Origin of the sequence: Pseudomonas sp. H3(2019), assembly GCF_007713465.1 — a bacterium.
Lineage (GTDB): Bacteria > Pseudomonadota > Gammaproteobacteria > Pseudomonadales > Pseudomonadaceae > Aquipseudomonas.
Map to the genome: position 1 here is coordinate 132,105 of NZ_VMSG01000014.1, position 21,077 is coordinate 153,181.

A 21,077-nucleotide genomic window follows, 5' to 3' on the forward strand; every position below is an offset into this window, starting at 1 on the left:
TTCAGAGCGTTACACGACTAAGACCGAGTCTTAGCCGAGGCTGATCTGCACTTCCACACCGGCCGCAAGATCAAGCTTCATAAGTGCATCAACGGTTTTATCCGTTGGCTGGACGATGTCCAGAACGCGCTTATGAGTACGGATCTCGTACTGGTCACGCGCGTCTTTGTTGACGTGCGGGGAGACCAGAACGGTGAACCGCTCTTTACGGGTAGGCAGTGGAATTGGACCACGCACTTGAGCACCAGTACGTTTCGCGGTTTCCACGATTTCCTGGGTGGATTGGTCGATCAGGCGATGGTCAAAAGCCTTCAACCTGATACGGATTTGCTGATTTTGCATTGGATTTCAGACTCCGGCTGCTATTCCCAGCGGGCGCAATACGCCCGTTAAAAGGAGGCGCAATTCTATAGACGCCCCAGATAGGTGTCAACCCAATAAAAAAGCCCCCGCTGAGCGGGGGCTTTTTCAAAGCATCGAAGCTAACTCAACAAAGAGCTTACTCGATGATTTTGGCTACGACGCCGGCGCCGACGGTACGACCGCCTTCACGGATAGCGAAACGCAGACCATCTTCCATTGCGATGGTTTTGATCAGGGTAACAGTCATCTGAATGTTGTCACCTGGCATTACCATTTCAACGCCTTCTGGCAGCTCGCAGTTACCAGTCACGTCAGTAGTACGGAAGTAGAACTGTGGACGGTAGCCTTTGAAGAACGGAGTGTGACGACCGCCTTCTTCCTTGCTCAGAACATAAACTTCTGCAGTGAACTTGGTGTGCGGCTTAACCGAACCTGGCTTAACCAGAACCTGGCCACGCTCAACGTCGTCACGCTTGGTGCCACGCAGCAGCACGCCGCAGTTCTCGCCAGCACGACCTTCGTCGAGCAGCTTGCGGAACATTTCAACACCGGTGCAGGTGGTGACGGTAGTGTCACGCAGACCAACGATTTCCAGTGGGTCCTGAACGCGAACGATACCGCGCTCGATACGACCAGTCACAACAGTACCGCGACCCGAGATCGAGAATACGTCTTCGATTGGCATCAGGAACGGTTTGTCGATAGCACGCTCAGGCTCTGGGATGTAGCTGTCCAGAGTCTCAACCAGCTTCTTGACGGCAGTGGTGCCCATCTCGTTATCGTCCAGACCTTCCAGCGCCATACGGGCAGAGCCGATGATGATTGGAGTGTCGTCGCCCGGGAAGTCGTAAGTGCTCAGCAGATCGCGCACTTCCATCTCAACCAGTTCCAGCAGCTCAGCGTCGTCTACCAGGTCAGCCTTGTTCAGGAAAACCACGATGTACGGAACGCCTACCTGACGGGACAGCAGGATGTGCTCACGGGTTTGTGGCATCGGACCATCAGCGGCCGAGCAAACCAGGATAGCGCCGTCCATTTGAGCAGCACCGGTGATCATGTTCTTCACGTAGTCAGCGTGACCTGGGCAGTCAACGTGAGCGTAGTGACGGATCTTCGAGTTGTACTCAACGTGTGCGGTGTTGATGGTGATACCGCGAGCTTTCTCTTCTGGTGCGCTGTCGATCTTGTCGAAGTCAACACGAGCCGAACCGAAAACTTCGGAGCAGACGCGAGTCAGAGCAGCAGTCAGAGTGGTTTTACCGTGGTCAACGTGACCGATGGTGCCAACGTTGACGTGCGGTAGGGAACGATCAAATTTTTCTTTAGCCACGACAATTAACTCCTAGCCTAAAGGGGCTGAATCAGCCTTGTTTTTTGGTTACAGTTTCGACGATATGCGACGGAGCTGTATTGTATTTTTTGAATTCCATAGAGTAGCTTGCGCGACCCTGAGACATGGAACGGACGTCGGTCGCATAACCGAACATCTCACCCAACGGAACTTCAGCACGAATTACTTTGCCGGAGACCGTGTCTTCCATACCCAAGATCATGCCGCGACGACGGTTAAGGTCGCCCATCACGTCACCCATATAGTCTTCAGGCGTAACAACCTCTACCGCCATGATCGGCTCAAGCAATTCACCACCGCCCTTCTGGGCCAGTTGCTTGGTCGCCATGGAAGCAGCCACCTTAAACGCCATCTCGTTGGAGTCGACGTCGTGGTAGGAACCATCAAACACGGTAGCCTTCAGGCCGATCAGCGGATAGCCGGCAACAACGCCGTTCTTCATCTGCTCTTCGATGCCCTTCTGGATAGCCGGGATGTATTCCTTAGGAACCACACCACCCACTACTTCGTTCACGAATTGCAGACCTTCCTGACCTTCGTCAGCAGGAGCAAAACGAATCCAGCAATGGCCGAACTGACCACGACCGCCGGACTGACGAACGAACTTGCCTTCGATTTCGCAGTTCTTCGTGATGCGCTCACGATAGGAAACCTGAGGCTTGCCGATGTTGGCTTCAACGTTGAACTCACGGCGCATCCGGTCAACCAGGATGTCCAGGTGCAACTCGCCCATGCCGGAGATGATCGTCTGACCAGTCTCTTCATCGGTTTTAACGCGGAAAGACGGGTCTTCCTGAGCAAGTTTGCCCAGAGCGATACCCATTTTTTCCTGGTCATCCTTGGTCTTAGGCTCAACGGCAACCGAAATAACCGGCTCCGGGAAGTCCATGCGAACCAGAATGATTGGCTTGTCAGCGTTGCACAAGGTTTCACCGGTGGTGACGTCCTTCATGCCGATCAAGGCCGCGATGTCGCCAGCGCGCACTTCCTTGATTTCTTCACGGGCGTTTGCGTGCATTTGCACCATACGACCCACGCGCTCTTTCTTGCCTTTAACCGAGTTGATCACGCCGTCGCCGGAGGCCAACACGCCCGAGTAAACACGGACAAAGGTCAAGGTACCCACGAATGGGTCGGTAGCGATCTTGAACGCCAGAGCCGAGAACGGCTCGTCGTCGCTCGCATGACGCTCCATTTGTTTTTCCTCGTCATCCGGGTCAGTACCCTTGATGGCAGGAATATCAGTAGGAGCAGGCAAGTAGTCGATAACGGCGTCGAGAACCAGGGGAACACCCTTGTTCTTGAAGGAAGAACCGCAAACAGCCAGGACGATTTCGCCAGCGATAGTACGCTGACGCAGAGCGGCCTTGATTTCCTCGATGGTGAGTTCTTCGCCTTCGAGGTACTTGTTCATCAGCTCTTCGCTGGCTTCGGCCGCAGCCTCAACCATGTTGCTGCGCCACTCTTCAGCCAGTTCCTGCAGTTCAGCAGGGATGGCTTCGCGACGTGGAGTCATGCCCTTGTCAGCATCGTTCCAGTAAACCGCTTCCATGGTCATCAGATCGATCTGACCCTGGAAGTTGTCTTCGGAACCGATAGCCAACTGGATTGGCACCGGAGTGTGACCCAGACGCTGCTTGATCTGAGCGATCACGCGCAGGAAGTTCGCACCAGCACGGTCCATCTTGTTCACGTAAACAATACGCGGAACACCGTACTTGTTGGCTTGACGCCATACGGTTTCGGACTGAGGCTCAACACCCGAAGTACCACAGAACACAACGACCGCGCCGTCGAGTACACGCAGGGAACGCTCAACTTCAATAGTGAAGTCTACGTGGCCCGGGGTATCGATGACGTTGAAGCGGTATTGGTCCTTGTGCTGCTTCGCAGAACCCTGCCAGAAGGCGGTGATAGCAGCAGAAGTAATGGTAATACCACGCTCCTGCTCCTGCACCATCCAGTCCGTGGTCGCGGCGCCGTCATGCACCTCGCCCATCTTGTGACTTTTGCCGGTGTAAAAAAGGACGCGCTCGGTGGTAGTGGTTTTACCAGCATCCACGTGAGCAACGATACCGATGTTACGGTAGCGGCTAATCGGAGTAGTACGAGCCATAAAGCCCTCGCAAAATTAGTGAAGCTAAAATTAGAAGCGGTAGTGCGAGAAAGCTTTGTTAGCTTCAGCCATACGGTGCACGTCTTCACGCTTCTTAACAGCAGCACCTTTACCTTCAGCAGCGTCCAACAGTTCGCCAGCCAAACGCAGAGCCATAGACTTCTCGCCACGCTTACGGGCGAAGTCTACCAACCAGCGCATTGCCAGAGCGTTACGACGGGACGGACGAACTTCGACCGGAACCTGGTAAGTAGCACCGCCTACACGGCGCGACTTCACTTCGACCAGCGGAGCGATGGCGTCGAGAGCTTTCTCGAAGATTTCCAGGGGGTCGCTGTTCTTGCGTTCTTTAACCTTTTCCAGCGCGCCATAAACGATACGCTCGGCAACGGCTTTCTTGCCGCTTTCCATCACGTGGTTCATGAACTTGGCCAGGATTTGGCTTCCGTATTTTGGATCGTCAAGCACTTCGCGCTTGGCTGCTACGCGTCTTCTTGGCATGGATAAGCCCTCAAACGGTCTTCAGGTTCGCTCGGAATCGGTGCCCTTTCGGGACGCCTCCGACCTTACTCTTATCGACTCAGAAAATAGATAATTCAGTGTTTACAAAAAGCCGCTACTACTTAGGCTTCTTGGTACCGTACTTCGAACGACCCTGGTTACGACCTTTAACGCCGGAAGTATCCAAAGAACCGCGTACGGTGTGGTAACGAACACCTGGCAAGTCTTTTACACGACCGCCGCGGATCAGTACCACGCTGTGCTCTTGCAGGTTGTGGCCTTCACCGCCGATGTACGAGGAAACCTCGAAACCGTTGGTCAGACGCACACGGCATACTTTACGCAGTGCCGAGTTAGGTTTTTTCGGCGTGGTGGTATACACACGGGTGCATACGCCACGACGTTGCGGGCAGTTCTGCAGCGCAGGCACGTCGGATTTCTCGACGATACGCTTACGCGGCTGACGTACCAGCTGGTTGATAGTTGCCATCTACTAGCTCCACTGTTGTCTTGCGACGCTATTGTCTTGCAAGAAAAGCAAAATGGCAGGAACGAATTCCCGCCAAATTTAGGGGTACAAGAGTCTAAAGAGGATCTTGTCCCCAGTCAAGGCAAGGCCCCGACCTCCCCGCGCATCCAACCTCGACAAATTGTCTCGACTCGATGAACGGGAGCGCCAGGGCCCTACACTTATTTATCGCAGAACTCAGTTACCGCTCGAGTTCAGCGCTTCGGTCAGTGCAGCTTCCACTTCACTGGCGCTTACGCGCAACGGTTTGTCAGCATCACGGCGGCGTTTGCGCTCGCTGTGATAAGCCAGACCGGTACCTGCCGGGATCAAACGACCCACGACCACGTTTTCTTTCAGGCCGCGCAGGTAATCGCGCTTGCCGGTTACCGCCGCTTCGGTCAGTACACGAGTGGTCTCTTGGAAAGAGGCCGCCGAGATGAACGATTCGGTGGACAACGACGCCTTGGTGATACCCAGCAGAACGCGAGTGAACTTGGAAACGAACTTGTCGTCGCCAGCCAAACGCTCGTTCTCTACCAGTACGTGAGTCAACTCCATCTGGTCGCCCTTGATGAAAGTGGAATCGCCGGATTCAGCGATTTCAACTTTACGCAGCATCTGACGCAGGATGGTCTCGATGTGCTTATCGTTGATCTTCACGCCTTGCAGACGGTAAACGTCCTGGATCTCGTTAACAATGTACTTGGCCAGCGCACTCACACCCAGCAGACGCAGGATGTCGTGTGGATCGCTCGGGCCGTCGGAGATAACTTCGCCGCGGTTTACCTGTTCGCCTTCGAAGACGTTCAGGTGACGCCACTTCGGAATCAGCTCTTCATACGGATCGCTACCGTCGTTCGGGGTAATGACCAGACGGCGCTTGCCTTTGGTCTCTTTACCGAACGCGATGGTGCCGCTGACTTCAGCCAGAATCGAGGCTTCTTTCGGACGACGGGCTTCGAACAAGTCGGCAACACGCGGCAGACCACCGGTGATGTCACGGGTCTTCGAAGTTTCTTGCGGAATACGAGCGATAACATCACCGATCGCGATTTTCGCACCGTCCGCCACACCGACCAGGGCGTTGGCAGGCAGGAAGTACTGAGCGATTACGTCGGTACCCGGCAGCAACAGATCCTTGCCGTTGTCATCAACCATCTTCACGGCAGGACGGATGTCTTTACCGGCAGCTGGACGGTCTTTGGCATCGAGCACTTCAATGTTGGTCATACCGGTCAATTCGTCAGTCTGACGCTTGATCGTGATGCCTTCTTCCATGCCCACGTAGGTCACGGTACCTTTCATTTCGGTAACGATTGGGTGAGTGTGCGGATCCCACTTGGCCACGATTGCGCCAGCGTCGACCTTGTCACCCTCTTTAACCGAAATCACAGCACCGTACGGCAGCTTGTAACGCTCGCGCTCACGACCGTAGTCGTCAGCGATTGCCAGCTCACCGGAACGGGACACAGCAACCAGGCAACCATCCACTCGCTCAACGTGTTTCAGGTTGTGCAGACGGACGGTACCGCCATTCTTCACCTGAACGCTGTCGGCTGCGGAGGTCCGGCTTGCCGCACCACCGATGTGGAACGTACGCATTGTCAGCTGGGTACCCGGCTCACCGATCGACTGGGCAGCGATTACGCCGACAGCTTCACCGATGTTCACCTGGTGACCACGAGCCAGGTCACGGCCGTAGCACTTGGCGCAAATGCCATAACGGGTTTCGCAGCTGATCGGCGAACGCACGATCACTTCGTCGATGCTGTTCAGCTCGATGAATTCAACCCACTTCTCGTCTACCAGAGTGCCGGCAGGAACGATGATTTCCTCGGTACCTGGCTTGAATACGTCACGGGCGATAACACGACCCAATACGCGCTCACCCAACGGTTCTACAACGTCACCGCCTTCAATGTGCGGAGTCATCAGCAGACCGTGTTCGGTGCCGCAATCGATCTCGGTTACAACCAGATCCTGAGCCACGTCTACCAGACGACGAGTCAGGTAACCGGAGTTCGCAGTTTTCAACGCGGTATCCGCCAGACCTTTACGAGCACCGTGAGTGGAGATGAAGTACTGAAGTACGCTCAAACCTTCACGGAAGTTCGCGGTAATCGGCGTTTCGATGATGGAACCGTCCGGCTTGGCCATCAGGCCACGCATACCGGCGAGCTGACGGATCTGCGCAGCAGAACCCCGTGCACCCGAGTCGGCCATCATGTACATCGAGTTGAAGGACTCTTGCTCGACTTCGACGCCATGACGGTCGATGACTTTCTCTTTCGAGAGGTTGGCCATCATCGCCTTGGAAACTTCGTCGTTCGCCTTGGACCAAAGGTCGATCACTTTGTTGTACTTCTCGCCCTGGGTTACCAGGCCGGAGGCGTACTGACTTTCGATCTCTTTCACTTCGTCGGTGGCTGCACCGATAATGCGGGCTTTTTCATCCGGGATAACGAAGTCGTTAACACCGATGGAAACGCCGGAAATGGTCGAATAGGCAAAACCGGTGTACATCAACTGGTCAGCGAAGATCACGGTCTCTTTCAAACCAACCACGCGGTAGCACTGGTTGATCAGCTTGGAGATCGCCTTTTTCTTCATCGGCAGGTTGACGACGTCGTACGACAGACCTTTTGGCACAACCTGGAACAACAGCGCACGGCCGACAGTGGTGTCGACGATACGGGTGTTGGTCACGCTGCCGCCGTCACGGTCGTTGACGGTTTCGTTGATCCGCACTTTAACCTTGGCGTGCAGTGCGGCTTCGCCGGCACGGAACACACGGTCAACTTCTTGCAGATCCGCGAATACACGACCTTCGCCTTTGGCGTTGATCGCTTCACGAGTCATGTAGTACAGACCCAATACAACGTCCTGCGACGGAACGATGATTGGCTCACCGTTGGCTGGCGACAGAATGTTGTTGGTCGACATCATCAACGCGCGCGCTTCCAACTGGGCTTCCAGTGTCAGCGGTACGTGCACGGCCATTTGGTCGCCGTCGAAGTCGGCGTTGTACGCGGCGCAGACCAGCGGGTGCAGCTGGATAGCCTTACCTTCGATCAGAACCGGTTCAAATGCCTGGATACCCAGACGGTGAAGGGTCGGTGCACGGTTGAGAAGCACTGGGTGTTCGCGGATAACTTCAGCGAGAACGTCCCAAACTTCCGGCAGCTCGCGCTCAACCATCTTCTTGGCAGCTTTGATGGTGGTAGCGAGACCACGCATTTCCAGCTTGCCGAAAATGAACGGCTTGAACAGCTCGAGAGCCATTTTCTTCGGCAGACCGCACTGGTGCAGACGCAGGGTCGGACCTACGGTAATTACCGAACGACCGGAGTAGTCAACACGCTTACCGAGCAAGTTCTGACGGAAACGACCTTGTTTACCCTTGATCATGTCAGCCAGGGATTTCAGAGGACGCTTGTTGGAACCGGTGATAGCGCGGCCACGACGACCGTTATCGAGCAAGGCGTCGACGGCTTCCTGCAACATACGCTTTTCGTTGCGCACGATGATGTCCGGAGCGGACAGATCAAGCAGGCGCTTCAAGCGGTTGTTACGGTTGATCACTCGACGATACAGGTCGTTGAGGTCGGAAGTCGCGAAACGACCACCATCCAATGGGACCAGTGGACGCAGATCTGGCGGCAGAACCGGCAGAACGGTCAGCACCATCCACTCTGGCAAGTTGCCGGAACCCTGGAAGGCTTCCATCAACTTCAGACGCTTGGACAGCTTCTTGATTTTGGTTTCGGAGTTGGTTTGCGGAATCTCTTCACGCAGACGGCCAATCTCGTGCTCCAGATCGATAGCGTGCAGCAGTTCACGGACAGCTTCGGCACCCATGCGGGCATCGAAATCGTCGCCGAACTCTTCCAGCGCTTCGAAGTACTGCTCGTCGTTGAGCAACTGACCTTTTTCAAGGGTGGTCATGCCTGGATCGATAACGACATAGCTCTCGAAGTAGAGAACGCGTTCGATATCACGCAGGGTCATGTCCATCAGCAAGCCGATACGCGACGGCAGCGATTTCAGGAACCAGATGTGGGCAACTGGCGAGGCCAGTTCGATGTGCGCCATGCGCTCACGACGAACTTTTGCCAGCGCGACTTCAACGCCGCACTTCTCGCAGATCACACCGCGGTGCTTCAAGCGCTTGTACTTACCGCACAGGCACTCGTAATCCTTTACCGGGCCAAAGATCTTGGCGCAGAACAGGCCGTCACGCTCAGGTTTGAACGTACGGTAGTTGATGGTTTCCGGCTTTTTAACTTCACCGAACGACCACGAACGGATCATCTCAGGCGATGCCAATCCGATACGGATGGCGTCGAACTCTTCGACTTGACCCTGGTTTTTCAGCAAATTCAGTAGGTCTTTCAAGGCCTTTCCTCCTGGCGGAGCAGAGAGCGGGCAATCCTGCCCCGCTCTCATTCGCGTCACGTGTTATTCGGTTTCCAGATCGATATCGATGCCGAGGGAACGAATTTCCTTGATCAACACGTTGAAGGACTCGGGCATGCCCGGCTCCATACGGTGATCGCCGTCCACGATGTTTTTGTACATCTTGGTCCGACCGTTCACATCGTCCGACTTCACTGTGAGCATTTCTTGCAGAGTGTAAGCAGCACCGTATGCTTCCAGTGCCCAGACCTCCATCTCCCCGAAACGCTGACCACCGAACTGCGCCTTACCACCCAGCGGCTGCTGGGTAACCAGGCTGTACGAACCGGTAGAACGAGCGTGCATCTTGTCGTCTACCAAGTGGTTCAGCTTCAGCATGTACATGTAGCCAACGGTAACCGGGCGCTCGAACTTGTTGCCGGTACGGCCGTCAGTCAGCTGCATCTGGCCGCTTTCCGGCAGGTCTGCCAGTTTCAGCATGGCCTTGATTTCGCTTTCCTTGGCACCGTCGAACACCGGAGTGGCCATCGGTACGCCGCCGCGCAGGTTCTTCGCCAGATCCAGGATTTCCTGGTCGGAGAAGGTGTCCAGCTCTTCGTTGCGGCCGCCGATCTCGTTGTAGATCTCGTGCAGGAACTTGCGAAGGTCAGCAACCTTGCGCTGCTCTTCGATCATACGGTTGATCTTCTCGCCCAGACCTTTGGCCGCGAGGCCCAGGTGGGTTTCAAGGATCTGACCAACGTTCATACGCGAAGGTACGCCCAACGGGTTGAGGACAACGTCGACCGGGGTGCCATTGGCATCGTGCGGCATGTCTTCAACCGGCATGATCACGGAGACCACACCCTTGTTACCGTGACGACCGGCCATCTTGTCGCCCGGCTGGATGCGGCGACGGATTGCCAGGTAAACCTTGACGATTTTCAGCACGCCTGGAGCCAGGTCATCGCCCTGCTGCAGTTTGCGCTTCTTGTCTTCGAACTTGTCGTCCAGCAGACGGCGGCGATCAACGATGTAGGCCTGAGCCTTCTCGAGCTGCTCGTTCAGAGCATCTTCAGCCATGCGCAGTTTGAACCACTGGCCGTGCTCAAGACCGTCGAGTACTTCGTCGGTGATTTCCTGACCTTTCTTCAGACCGGCGCCGCCTTCGGCTTTGTGGCCGACCAGTGCGGAACGCAGACGTTCGAAAGTAGCGCCTTCAACGATACGGAACTCTTCGTTCAGGTCCTTGCGGATCTCGTCGAGTTGAGTCTTCTCGATCGACAGAGCACGAGCGTCACGCTCAACGCCGTCACGGGTGAAGACCTGTACGTCGATGACAGTACCCTTGGTACCGGTAGGTACGCGCAGGGAAGTGTCTTTAACGTCGCTGGCTTTTTCACCGAAGATCGCACGCAACAGCTTCTCTTCCGGAGTCAGTTGGGTCTCGCCTTTCGGAGTGACCTTACCAACCAGAATGTCGCCTGCGCCAACTTCAGCACCTACGTAAACGATACCGGCTTCGTCCAGCTTGTTCAGTGCAGCTTCACCCACGTTCGGGATATCTGCAGTGATTTCCTCTGGCCCAAGCTTGGTGTCACGCGCCACACAGGTCAGTTCCTGGATGTGGATCGTGGTGAAGCGGTCTTCCTGAACCACACGCTCGGACAGGCAGATGGAGTCTTCGAAGTTGAAGCCGTTCCATGCCATGAACGCGATGCGCATGTTCTGACCCAGAGCCAGTTCACCCATGTCGGTGGACGGACCGTCAGCCATGATGTCGCTACGCTGAACCCGATCACCCTTGCTCACCAGCGGACGCTGGTTGATGCAGGTGTTCTGGTTGGAGCGGGTGTATTTGGTCAGGTTGTAGATGTCGACACCAGCTTCGCCGGTTTCAACTTCATCATCAGCAACACGAACCACGATACGGCTGGCATCAACGGAATCGATCACACCGCCACGACGAGCCACGACGCAAACGCCGGAGTCGCGAGCCACGTTACGCTCCATGCCGGTACCTACCAGCGGCTTGTCAGCGCGCAGGGTTGGTACAGCTTGACGCTGCATGTTCGAACCCATCAACGCACGGTTGGCGTCGTCGTGCTCGAGGAACGGGATCAGCGACGCTGCAACCGAAACTACCTGCTTCGGCGATACGTCCATCAAGGTGACGTCTTCCGGCGCCTTGACGGTGAACTCGTTCAAGTGACGAACAGCTACCAGCTCGTCGATCAGGACTTTCTTGTCGTTCATCGTGGCCGAAGCCTGAGCGATCACGTGATCAGCTTCTTCGATGGCGGACAGGAACACGATCTCGTCGGTGACCAGAGCGTCTTTCACCACACGGTACGGGCTCTCGAGGAAGCCGTACTGATTGGTGCGCGCATAGGCGGCCAGGGAGTTGATCAGACCGATGTTCGGACCTTCCGGTGTTTCAATCGGGCATACACGACCGTAGTGAGTCGGGTGTACGTCACGAACTTCAAAGCCGGCACGCTCACGCGTCAGACCGCCAGGGCCGAGTGCAGAGACACGACGCTTGTGGGTGATCTCGGACAGCGGGTTGTTCTGGTCCATGAACTGGGACAGCTGGCTCGAACCGAAGAACTCTTTCACCGCAGCAGCCACTGGCTTGGCGTTGATCAGGTCTTGCGGCATCAGGCCTTCGCTTTCAGCCATCGACAGACGCTCTTTGACCGCACGCTCAACACGTACCAGGCCAACGCGGAACTGGTTCTCGGCCATTTCGCCTACGCAGCGAACACGACGGTTACCCAGGTGGTCGATGTCATCGACGATGCCTTTGCCGTTACGGATGTCGACCAGAGTCTTCAGTACCGCAACGATGTCTTCTTTGCACAACACGCCCGAACCTTCGATCTCGGTACGACCGATACGACGGTTGAACTTCATCCGGCCGACCGCAGACAGGTCATAGCGCTCAGGGCTGAAGAACAGGTTGTTGAACAGAGTCTCGGCAGCGTCTTTGGTTGGCGGCTCGCCAGGACGCATCATGCGATAGATCTCGACCAGCGCTTCCAACTGGTTGCTGGTGGAGTCGATCTTCAGAGTGTCGGAGACGAACGGACCGCAGTCGATATCGTTGGTATACAGAGTCTCGATGCGAACGACCTGGGCCTTGGCGATTTTCGCCAGGATCTCGGTGTTCAGCTCGGTGTTGCACTCTGCCAGGATTTCGCCGGTTGCCGGATGCACGATGACCTTGGCGGTAGTGCGACCCAGGACGTAGTCCAGAGGCACTTGCAGCTCTTTGATCCCGGCTTTTTCCAGCTGGTTGATGTGGCGAGCGGTGATACGACGACCTTGCTCGACAATAACCTTGCCTTTGTCATCCAGGATATCCAGGACAGCAATTTCACCACGCAGGCGCTGAGGCACCAGTTCCAGGCTGAGGTTTTCACCTTGCACGTGGAAGACGTTGGTGGTGTAGAACGCGTCCAGCACTTCTTCAGTGGTGTAACCAAGCGCGCGCAGCAGTACCGATGCAGGCAGCTTGCGACGACGGTCGATACGCACGAATACGCAGTCTTTCGGGTCGAACTCGAAGTCCAGCCACGAACCGCGGTAAGGAATGATCCGCGCGGAGTACAGCAGTTTGCCGGAGCTGTGCGTCTTGCCACGGTCGTGGTCGAAGAACACGCCCGGGGAACGGTGCAGCTGGGAAACGATTACACGCTCGGTACCGTTAATTACGAAGGTACCGTTCTCAGTCATCAGGGGGATTTCACCCATGTAGACTTCTTGCTCTTTGATGTCCTTGATCGCTTTGTTCGACGATTCTTTGTCGAAAATGATCAGGCGCACTTTTACCCGCAAAGGTACGGCGTAAGTCACACCGCGCAATACGCATTCTTTGACATCAAATGCCGGTTCGCCCAGGCGATAACCGACGTACTCCAGCGCAGCATTGCCGGAGTAGCTGATGATCGGGAAAACGGATTTGAAGGCCGCATGCAGGCCCACGTCGCGGAACTGATCTTTAGTCGCTCCCGCTTGCAAGAATTCACGATACGAATCCAGCTGGATGGCCAGGAGGTACGGCACATCCATGACGTCCGGCAACTTGCTAAAGTCCTTGCGGATACGTTTTTTCTCAGTATATGAGTAAGCCATCAGCGTTCCCCAGCTTGGTCACCTGCTTGTTTGGCCCCTCCCGACGGGAGCAGCCAGAAAATCGTGCAAACCCCATGGTTTGCGCCACCGCATCGGGTGGTTACAGCTCGTTATCAACACCGACCCAGTCGGCTGCCAATAACGGAAAAAGGCCGGTGGCAAGAGCCACCAGCCATCAGCCTTTCGCTTAACGCTCGGGCTGGAGACGCAAAGTCGAAGCTTACTTCAGCTCGACTTTAGCGCCTGCTTCTTCCAGAACTGCTTTGGCTTTGTCAGCTGCGTCTTTGGCAACAGCTTCCAGAACCATGGCAGGAGCGCCGTCAACTACAGCCTTGGCTTCTTTCAGGCCCAGACCGGTCAGTTCACGTACAGCCTTGATCACGTTAACTTTCTTCTCGCCAGCTTCGGTCAGCATGACGTTGAATTCAGTTTGCTCTTCAACAACAGCGGCAGCAGCAGCTGGACCAGCCGATGCAGCAGCAGCGGTAACACCGAATTTTTCTTCGAAAGCTTTGATCAGCTCAACAACTTCCATTACGGACATGCTGCCAACTGCTTCAAGGATATCGTTCTGAGAGATAGACATGAATCTAATTCCTGATATTGGGGACGGCCTACGCGACCATCGAAAAAAACAAAAAACGCGAGAAGTTGACGAGCCTTAGGCTGCAGCAGCTTCTTTCTGGTCGCGAATTGCCGCCAGAGTACGAGCCAATTTGCTGGTAGCGCCTTGAATCACGCTCATCAGCTGAGAAATTGCTTCGTCACGGGTCGGCAGGGTTGCCAGTACGTCGATTTGGTTAGCTGCGAGGAACTTGCCCTCGAACGCAGCTGCCTTGATCTCGAACTTGTCCTGACCCTTTGCGAACTCTTTGAAGATACGAGCAGCAGCGCCCGGATGTTCTTTGGAGAATGCAATCAAGGTCGGGCCAGTGAACACGTCGTTGAGAACACTGAATTCAGTGTCAGCAACAGCGCGCTTGAGCAGAGTGTTACGTACAACACGTACGTAAACGCCAGCTTCACGAGCCTCTTTACGGAGTCCGGTCATCGCGCCTACTGTTACGCCACGGGCATCAGCCACGACAGCGGACAGAGCGACTTTGGCAGCCTCGTTGACTTCAGCGACGATGGCCTTCTTGTCTTCGAGTTTAATTGCCACGGGTTTAACTCCTGCTTGTTACCGTTTCATCCAGCCGAGGCCAGATGTCGTTTTGGTGTCTGATTCGGTAAGGAACCGGGAGCACCATCTGCGTAGGCTTGAGGTTTAAGACTTGCGTCGCCTACGGTCTTGGATAGCCCCCGCCAGGCAGGGACCCCAATTTTTCAATTGGCGCAATTACTTGCGCCAATCTGTGTCTCACGCGTCGAGCGAACCCTGGTCAATGACCAGACCTGGGCCCATAGTGGTGCTCAGGGTAACGCGCTTGACGTAAATACCTTTCGAGGAAGCTGGCTTGATACGCTTCAGATCAGCGATCAGGGCTTCAACGTTTTCCTTCAGCTTGACGGCATCGAAGCCGACTTTGCCAACGGAGGTGTGGATGATGCCGTTTTTGTCGGTGCGATAACGAACCTGACCAGCTTTTGCGTTTTTAACCGCGGTAGCTACGTCTGGAGTTACGGTGCCGACTTTAGGGTTAGGCATCAGGCCACGTGGACCGAGGATCTGACCCAACTGACCTACAACGCGCATTGCATCCGGGGAAGCAATAACTACGTCATAGTTCAGGTCGCCGCCTTTCATTTCGGCAGCCAGGTCGTCCATGCCTACGCGATCAGCGCCGGCGGCCAGAGCAGCTTCAGCTGCTGGGCCCTGGGTGAACACAGCAACGCGAACGGTCTTGCCAGTGCCGTGTGGCAGCACAGTAGCGCTACGAACAACCTGGTCAGATTTACGCGGGTCAACACCCAGGTTCACAGCAACGTCGAACGACTCGCTGAACTTGACAGTCGACAGCTCAGCCAGCAGAGCAGCGGCGTCTACAAAGTTGTAGGCCTTGCCTGCTTCGATTTTGCCGGCGATAGCCTTTTGGCGCTTGGTCAGCTTAGCCATTACACACCCTCCACGTTAAGGCCCATGCTACGAGCAGAACCGGCGATAGTACGCACGGCTGCTTCCATATCAGCTGCAGTCAGATCCGCGTTTTTGGTTTTCGCGATTTCTTCCAGCTGAGCACGAGTTACAGTGCCAACCTTAACGGTGTTTGGACGAGCGGAACCGCTAGTCAAACCAGCAGCCTTCTTCAGCAGAACCGAAGCCGGGGTGCTTTTTGTTTCGAAAGTGAAGCTACGGTCGCTGTAGACAGTGATGATCACTGGAGTCGGCAGACCTGGCTCAATACCCTGAGTACGGGCGTTGAAAGCCTTGCAGAATTCCATGATATTCACGCCGTGCTGACCCAGAGCAGGACCAACAGGTGGGCTTGGGTTAGCCTGAGCGGCCTTCACTTGCAGCTTGATGTAAGCGGTAATCTTCTTGGCCATGAGGCACTCCAATTACGGGTTCGAACGCCTCGAGAGGCTCCCCGGTTACTTGCGCGTTTATCCCAGTGACGACAAAACCCCACAGCCTAGGGCTGCGGGGTTGGGATGCTTGTTCGGCTAGACCTTTTCGACCTGGCTGAACTCTAGCTCTACCGGAGTAGAGCGACCGAAAATGAGCACTGCAACTTGGATCCGGCTCTTTTCGTAGTTAACTTCTTCGACCGTGCCATTAAAATCAGCGAACGGACCGTCGGTAACACGAACCACTTCACCCGGCTCAAACAGAGTCTTGGGTTTCGGCTTGTCGCTACCATCAGCAACACGACGCAGAATTGCTTCCGCTTCTTTGTCAGTGATCGGTGCCGGCTTATCAGCGGTACCGCCGATGAAGCCCATCACCCGAGGAGTGTCCTTGACCAAGTGCCAAGTACCCTCGTTCATATCCATCTGGACCAACACATAACCAGGGAAGAACTTACGCTCGCTTTTGCGCTTCTGGCCATTACGCATTTCAACCACTTCTTCAGTGGGAACCAGAATTTCGCCGAAGCCATCTTCCATGCCAGCCAGCTTTACACGCTCGACCAACGAGCGCATGACATGCTTCTCGTAACCCGAGTAAGCATGCACAACGTACCAACGCTTAGCCACGGGACACCCTTAGCCAACAATCAAGGAAACAAGCCAGCCGAGCAGGGAATCAAGCCCCCACAACAGCAACGCCATAACCAGAACAACAGCCACCACAATCAGGGTGGTCTGCGTGGTTTCTTGGCGAGTTGGCCACACGACTTTACGAATCTCGGTGCGAGCTTCCTTAACCAGTACAAAGAAAGACTTGCCCTTGACTGTCTGCAGGCCTACAAAGGCAGCTACAGCAGCAATAACAAGCAAAGCGAGTACACGGTACAGGATCGGCGCAGCATGGTAATACTGATTGCCGACAACGCCAACAACCACCAAGGCGACTACTACAAGCCACTTGAGCAGATCGAAGCGAGAGCCTTGAGCTTCAGCTTTAGGAGTCATCTATGAAGATCCTGTGAAAAGAAAGCCAGACACACTGAGTGAATCTGGCAGGTCAGGAGGGAATCGAACCCCCAACCTACGGTTTTGGAGACCGTCGCTCTGCCAATTGAGCTACTGACCTAAAACAAAATTAGGCCGACCATTATGCCGGCCTAAAAAAGACATTACAACAACTTACTCGATGACTTTGGCTACGACACCAGCACCGACGGTACGACCGCCTTCACGGATAGCGAAACGCAGACCATCTTCCATCGCGATGGTTTTGATCAGGGTAACAGTCATCTGAATGTTATCGCCTGGCATTACCATTTCAACACCTTCCGGCAGCTCGCAATTACCAGTCACGTCAGTCGTACGGAAGTAGAACTGCGGACGGTAGCCCTTGAAGAATGGAGTATGACGGCCACCTTCCTCCTTGCTCAGAACGTAAACCTCTGCGGTGAACTTGGTATGCGGCTTAACCGAACCCGGCTTAACCAAAACCTGGCCACGCTCAACGTCGTCACGCTTGGTGCCACGCAGCAGCACGCCGCAGTTCTCGCCAGCACGACCTTCGTCGAGCAGCTTGCGGAACATTTCAACACCGGTGCAGGTGGTGACAGCAGTGTCACGCAGACCAACGATTTCCAGCGGATCCTGAACGCGAACGATACCGCGCTCGATACGACCAGTCACAACAGTACCGCGACCCGAGATCGAAAATACGTCTTCGATTGGCATCAGGAACGGCTTATCAATAGCACGCTCAGGTTCTGGGATATAGCTGTCCAGAGTCTCAACCAGCTTCTTGACAGCAGTGGTACCCATCTCGTTTTCATCATTACCTTCCAGCGCCATACGCGCCGAGCCAATGATGATTGGAGTGTCGTCACCTGGGAAGTCGTAAGTGCTCAGCAGATCGCGCACCTCCATCTCAACCAGTTCCAGCAGCTCAGCATCGTCCACCAGATCTGCCTTGTTCAGGAAAACCACGATGTACGGAACGCCTACCTGACGGGACAGCAGGATGTGCTCACGGGTTTGCGGCATCGGACCATCAGCGGCCGAGCAAACCAGGATAGCACCATCCATTTGGGCAGCACCGGTAATCATGTTCTTCACGTAGTCAGCGTGACCCGGACAGTCAACATGCGCGTAGTGGCGCACAGCCGAATCATACTCAACGTGAGCAGTGTTAATGGTGATGCCACGAGCTTTTTCTTCTGGGGCGCTATCGATCTTGTCGAAGTCAACCTTGGCCGAACCGAAAACCTCGGAGCAGACGCGGGTCAGAGCGGCAGTCAGAGTAGTTTTACCGTGGTCAACGTGACCAATGGTGCCTACGTTGACGTGCGGCTTATTACGTTCGAACTTTTCCTTAGCCATCGAAATCACCCCTAGGAGAAGAATTAAGCAAGTCACACTAGCCATTAAAACAAAGGCAGATATTTTCATATCTGCCTTGTTATATGGAGCTCTTGAGCGGATTTGAACCGCTGACCTCACCCTTACCAAGGGTGTGCTCTACCAACTGAGCTACAAGAGCGAAACACTTTGCACAACCTGCAAACTTGGAGCGGGTAGCGGGAATCGAACCCGCATCATCAGCTTGGAAGGCTGAGGTTCTACCACTAAACTATACCCGCGTAAGCTTGCAGCTCACGCTAAAAATGGTGGAGGGGGAAGGATTCGAACCTTCGAAGTCGTAGACGTCAGATTTACAGTCTGATCCCTTTGGCCGCTCGGGAACCCCTCCTAAGCGAGCCGGCATTCTACATCATGCCAGCCTTCTGTCAAGCATTTTCTCATTAAAAACCTGAGGTTAGCTGCGTTGACCTCGCTTCGCACTATTGACCGTTAAAGGTCTTCACTGCGAAGCGGGCGCCATTCTATGCAACCTATTCAGCAGTTGCAACCCCCTCGCACGGCATTATTTTATGTTTTAACTCATTGAATTCTTTAGCAAGGTTCTGCAGCACGGAATCATCAGCCAAACGCCGGCTCTCTGGAGCTACACGCATCCAATATCCAACAGAATCAGGAAGAGAAACCGATAGCTGCTGAACCTTGATGTCGAGAGTGGCCAATCGCTGTTCAAGCGTCTTCGCCGTTTCCTGACGAGCAAAACCACCCAGATAAAGGCAACTGGTATCTGCCTGTGCAGATTTACCCTTATCACGTGCAGCCGCCGCATCAGGGGTTTCGCTCAGCAGACGAATGTCCTGCTGCGAACCTTTATACAAACTTAACGGAGTGACGTCCTTCGCACGCAAGGGCGCCTCCTGTTGGTGCCAGACGTAATAGAACACATTGAGGACCAGCAACAGCAGAAACAACCAACGCATAAAAACCTCAGGACAATGGGCACGCCATGGCCAAACCTACAAATACGAGATCCGGCACCACCCGCGCTTCTGGCACGACTCCAGAAACCAGGCCTGCATCACCACCAGTGAGGAACACCGAGAATTCCTGCCCCCAATAGCTGCGCGCCAGCTCCAGTTGCGTAAGGACAAACCCTCTTAACATCAATGAACATCCACGCTCGACGGCCTCCACTGTATTTCGCCCCGGCTCAAAGCTATCGAGCGCCCTGGATGCCGCAAGATCGTCATAGCGGATTCGCCGGGTGTGGGTGCGCAACTGGTTACGCATCAAGGGCATTCCCGGACAAATAAACCCTCCTAGATGCTCGCCATCCGCCGCAACGAAGTCTGCGGTAAGCGCAGTACCAAAATCGAGAACCAGACAAGCTCCCGACGCAAGATGAAATGCGCCAAGCATCGCAAGCCAGCGATCAAGGCCCAGCCGCTGATAATCCTCGTAACCGTTGTGAACCCCAGACATTTCACGAGCCGGCGCCGCACAGGACACCGTTACACCGAATGCATCGACCAGCAAGGAAACTAGCGCAGCGGTCTCTTCATTGGTTCTTACGCTTACCAGCCGACAAAGCTTGAGACTCAAACCATCACAGCCGCGCAAACTTTCCAACAGAGCCAGGTCCGAGTCGACAACCCCCTCAGCAACCAACCGTGCCGCATCTGCGTGCAGCACACGCCATTTGATAAAGCTATTCCCGCAGTCGAGCTCAAGAATCATTGCGCAACCTCAGACTTAGCTCACCACCACTAAACACTTTTTCTACGCCGCCCACGTTCAAACGCAATGCACCCTGGCCATCAATCCCTATCACCTCACCATCAATCCGGCTCACTCCAGCAATCAGCGAAACCGCACGCCCCTGCCACAGGTGGCCTTGTTCCCACTCCGCCCGAAGCGCTGAAAACCCCACCGACTGATGACGACTCAGGTATTCCTGGAGAACAATCCCCAAACGCGCCACTAGAAGATTACGATCGAACGCCCTACCTGCTTCGAGACGCATAGAGGTCCACTGCTGATCGACCTCATCAGCAATCTGCATATTGACATTGATTCCCACACCCAGAACGACATGACACACATCCGCAGGATCCCCAACCAACTCCAACAATATGCCGGCGATTTTCTTCTCACCCACCAGGACATCGTTAGGCCACTTCAAACCTGCTCCGGCAATGCCCAGATCGCGCAGTGTTTGCATCACGGCAAGACCGACGACCAGGCTAAGCCCCTCAAGCTGGCGCATGCCACCATCGATTCGCAGCACGAGGCTATAGTAGACATTTTCGGCAAACGGGCTCACCCACTTGCGGCCGCGTCGGCCGCGACCAGCAGTTTGTCGCTCTGCAAGCACAAGAAATGGCGCAGCCATTCCGCGCTCGATAGAGCGCAAGGCTTCAGCGTTGGTGGAATCAATAGAATCAAAGACCAGTACAGGCCAACCGCAAGCAGGTGAATGCTCAGCGATCTCCGCGGAGTTGAGCAGAGTCAACGGCGCACTCAGTTGATAACCACGACCACGCACCTTGTGAATAGAAAGACCCAGCTCAGCCTCAAGGTGCTGGAGTTGTTTCCATACAGCGCTGCGACTAATACCTAGAGCGGCGCCCAGCGCTTGGCCGGAGTGGAAACGACCGTCCTTTAGGAGCTTTAACAACGTCAGCATGCAAGTATCGCCTCACAATGAGGCCCGCATGATAGCCATGCCCCGAGCCGTTGCATAGAAATCGTAAGACTCCGGAATCAACTTTCTCGCAGACAAAAAAAAACCCCTACCTGCATACGCAGATAGGGGTTTCGGAATTTAATCTTGACGATGA

General features: G+C 54.9%; 17 protein-coding genes and 4 tRNA genes. All 21 read right to left on the minus strand.

Annotation, left to right across the window (positions count from 1 at the left end):
• Positions 1-30: 30 nt before the first annotated feature.
• The 21 genes from rpsJ to birA all read right to left on the minus strand — a co-directional run bounded on the left by rpsJ (position 31) and on the right by birA (position 20,923).
• A complete protein-coding gene (gene rpsJ / locus FPT12_RS15900; RefSeq protein WP_003186070.1) occupies positions 31-342 on the minus strand; it encodes a 30S ribosomal protein S10 in 312 nt (103 codons plus the stop codon).
• A 157-nt stretch (positions 343-499) separates the two neighbouring features.
• Positions 500-1,693, minus strand: coding sequence for an elongation factor Tu (tuf, locus tag FPT12_RS15905; RefSeq protein ID WP_054594277.1), 1,194 nt, complete (start codon positions 1,691-1,693; stop codon positions 500-502).
• A 31-nt stretch (positions 1,694-1,724) separates the two neighbouring features.
• Complete coding sequence (fusA, locus tag FPT12_RS15910; RefSeq protein ID WP_145017333.1) at positions 1,725-3,830, minus strand: elongation factor G; 2,106 nt, start codon at positions 3,828-3,830, stop codon at positions 1,725-1,727.
• Between the two features lie 30 nt (positions 3,831-3,860).
• The gene (gene rpsG, locus FPT12_RS15915; RefSeq protein WP_002555493.1) at positions 3,861-4,331 is read right to left on the minus strand and encodes a 30S ribosomal protein S7; all 471 of its coding nucleotides are present in this window, start codon (positions 4,329-4,331) and stop codon (positions 3,861-3,863) included.
• A 118-nt stretch (positions 4,332-4,449) separates the two neighbouring features.
• Entirely contained in the window at positions 4,450-4,821 is a 372-nt protein-coding gene (rpsL, locus tag FPT12_RS15920; protein WP_002555494.1) for a 30S ribosomal protein S12, read from the minus strand.
• A gap of 216 nt (positions 4,822-5,037) precedes the next feature.
• The gene (rpoC, locus tag FPT12_RS15925) at positions 5,038-9,237 is read right to left on the minus strand and encodes a DNA-directed RNA polymerase subunit beta' (RefSeq protein WP_123582270.1); all 4,200 of its coding nucleotides are present in this window, start codon (positions 9,235-9,237) and stop codon (positions 5,038-5,040) included.
• A 63-nt stretch (positions 9,238-9,300) separates the two neighbouring features.
• Positions 9,301-13,374, minus strand: a complete 4,074-nt coding sequence (gene rpoB / locus FPT12_RS15930) for a DNA-directed RNA polymerase subunit beta (protein ID WP_054594279.1) — start codon at positions 13,372-13,374, stop codon at positions 9,301-9,303.
• Positions 13,375-13,594: 220 nt separating this feature from the next.
• Positions 13,595-13,960 carry a 50S ribosomal protein L7/L12 gene (gene rplL / locus FPT12_RS15935; RefSeq protein WP_145017335.1) on the minus strand — a complete coding sequence of 122 codons (366 nt, stop codon included), beginning with the start codon at positions 13,958-13,960 and terminating at the stop codon, positions 13,595-13,597.
• Between the two features lie 75 nt (positions 13,961-14,035).
• Complete coding sequence (gene rplJ / locus FPT12_RS15940) at positions 14,036-14,536, minus strand: 50S ribosomal protein L10 (protein ID WP_007970413.1); 501 nt, start codon at positions 14,534-14,536, stop codon at positions 14,036-14,038.
• A gap of 198 nt (positions 14,537-14,734) precedes the next feature.
• The gene (rplA, locus tag FPT12_RS15945) at positions 14,735-15,430 is read right to left on the minus strand and encodes a 50S ribosomal protein L1 (RefSeq protein WP_019693883.1); all 696 of its coding nucleotides are present in this window, start codon (positions 15,428-15,430) and stop codon (positions 14,735-14,737) included.
• Complete coding sequence (gene rplK / locus FPT12_RS15950) at positions 15,430-15,861, minus strand: 50S ribosomal protein L11 (protein ID WP_008008888.1); 432 nt, start codon at positions 15,859-15,861, stop codon at positions 15,430-15,432. The genes rplA and rplK overlap by 1 nt, the downstream gene beginning before the upstream one ends.
• Before the next feature lie 117 nt (positions 15,862-15,978).
• Positions 15,979-16,512: a transcription termination/antitermination protein NusG gene (nusG, locus tag FPT12_RS15955; RefSeq protein ID WP_003186097.1), complete on the minus strand. Its 534-nt coding sequence runs from the start codon at positions 16,510-16,512 to the stop codon at positions 15,979-15,981.
• A gap of 9 nt (positions 16,513-16,521) precedes the next feature.
• Entirely contained in the window at positions 16,522-16,890 is a 369-nt protein-coding gene (gene secE / locus FPT12_RS15960; RefSeq protein ID WP_019693884.1) for a preprotein translocase subunit SecE, read from the minus strand.
• Between the two features lie 45 nt (positions 16,891-16,935).
• Positions 16,936-17,011: transfer RNA gene (locus tag FPT12_RS15965), tRNA-Trp, on the minus strand.
• Between the two features lie 53 nt (positions 17,012-17,064).
• Positions 17,065-18,258, minus strand: coding sequence for an elongation factor Tu (gene tuf / locus FPT12_RS15970; protein WP_145017337.1), 1,194 nt, complete (start codon positions 18,256-18,258; stop codon positions 17,065-17,067).
• A gap of 84 nt (positions 18,259-18,342) precedes the next feature.
• Positions 18,343-18,418, minus strand: a tRNA-Thr gene (locus FPT12_RS15975).
• A 26-nt stretch (positions 18,419-18,444) separates the two neighbouring features.
• A tRNA-Gly gene (locus FPT12_RS15980) sits at positions 18,445-18,518 on the minus strand.
• A gap of 25 nt (positions 18,519-18,543) precedes the next feature.
• A tRNA-Tyr gene (locus tag FPT12_RS15985) sits at positions 18,544-18,628 on the minus strand.
• A gap of 142 nt (positions 18,629-18,770) precedes the next feature.
• Positions 18,771-19,217 (minus strand): hypothetical protein, encoded by a 447-nt coding sequence (locus FPT12_RS15990; protein WP_145017339.1) that lies wholly within the window; start codon positions 19,215-19,217, stop codon positions 18,771-18,773.
• 7 nt (positions 19,218-19,224) lie between these two features.
• Positions 19,225-19,974 (minus strand): pantothenate kinase, encoded by a 750-nt coding sequence (locus tag FPT12_RS15995; RefSeq protein WP_145017341.1) that lies wholly within the window; start codon positions 19,972-19,974, stop codon positions 19,225-19,227.
• Positions 19,964-20,923 (minus strand): bifunctional biotin--[acetyl-CoA-carboxylase] ligase/biotin operon repressor BirA, encoded by a 960-nt coding sequence (gene birA / locus FPT12_RS16000; RefSeq protein WP_145017343.1) that lies wholly within the window; start codon positions 20,921-20,923, stop codon positions 19,964-19,966. Before birA ends, FPT12_RS15995 begins: the two co-directional genes overlap by 11 nt.
• Positions 20,924-21,077 lie beyond the last annotated feature (154 nt).

Coding starts and splice junctions, on each gene's coding strand:
- rpsJ (WP_003186070.1), bottom strand. CDS start 342: ATGCAAAATCAGCAAATCCGTATCAGGTTGAAGGCTTTTGACCATCGC.
- fusA (WP_145017333.1), bottom strand. CDS start 3,830: ATGGCTCGTACTACTCCGATTAGCCGCTACCGTAACATCGGTATCGTT.
- rpsG (WP_002555493.1), bottom strand. CDS start 4,331: ATGCCAAGAAGACGCGTAGCAGCCAAGCGCGAAGTGCTTGACGATCCA.
- rpsL (WP_002555494.1), bottom strand. CDS start 4,821: ATGGCAACTATCAACCAGCTGGTACGTCAGCCGCGTAAGCGTATCGTC.
- rpoB (WP_054594279.1), bottom strand. CDS start 13,374: ATGGCTTACTCATATACTGAGAAAAAACGTATCCGCAAGGACTTTAGC.
- rplL (WP_145017335.1), bottom strand. CDS start 13,960: ATGTCTATCTCTCAGAACGATATCCTTGAAGCAGTTGGCAGCATGTCC.
- rplA (WP_019693883.1), bottom strand. CDS start 15,430: ATGGCTAAGCTGACCAAGCGCCAAAAGGCTATCGCCGGCAAAATCGAA.
- rplK (WP_008008888.1), bottom strand. CDS start 15,861: ATGGCCAAGAAGATTACCGCTTACATCAAGCTGCAAGTGAAGGCCGCT.
- secE (WP_019693884.1), bottom strand. CDS start 16,890: ATGACTCCTAAAGCTGAAGCTCAAGGCTCTCGCTTCGATCTGCTCAAG.
- tuf (WP_145017337.1), bottom strand. CDS start 18,258: ATGGCTAAGGAAAAGTTCGAACGTAATAAGCCGCACGTCAACGTAGGC.
- FPT12_RS15990 (WP_145017339.1), bottom strand. CDS start 19,217: ATGCGTTGGTTGTTTCTGCTGTTGCTGGTCCTCAATGTGTTCTATTAC.
- FPT12_RS15995 (WP_145017341.1), bottom strand. CDS start 19,974: ATGATTCTTGAGCTCGACTGCGGGAATAGCTTTATCAAATGGCGTGTG.
- birA (WP_145017343.1), bottom strand. CDS start 20,923: ATGCTGACGTTGTTAAAGCTCCTAAAGGACGGTCGTTTCCACTCCGGC.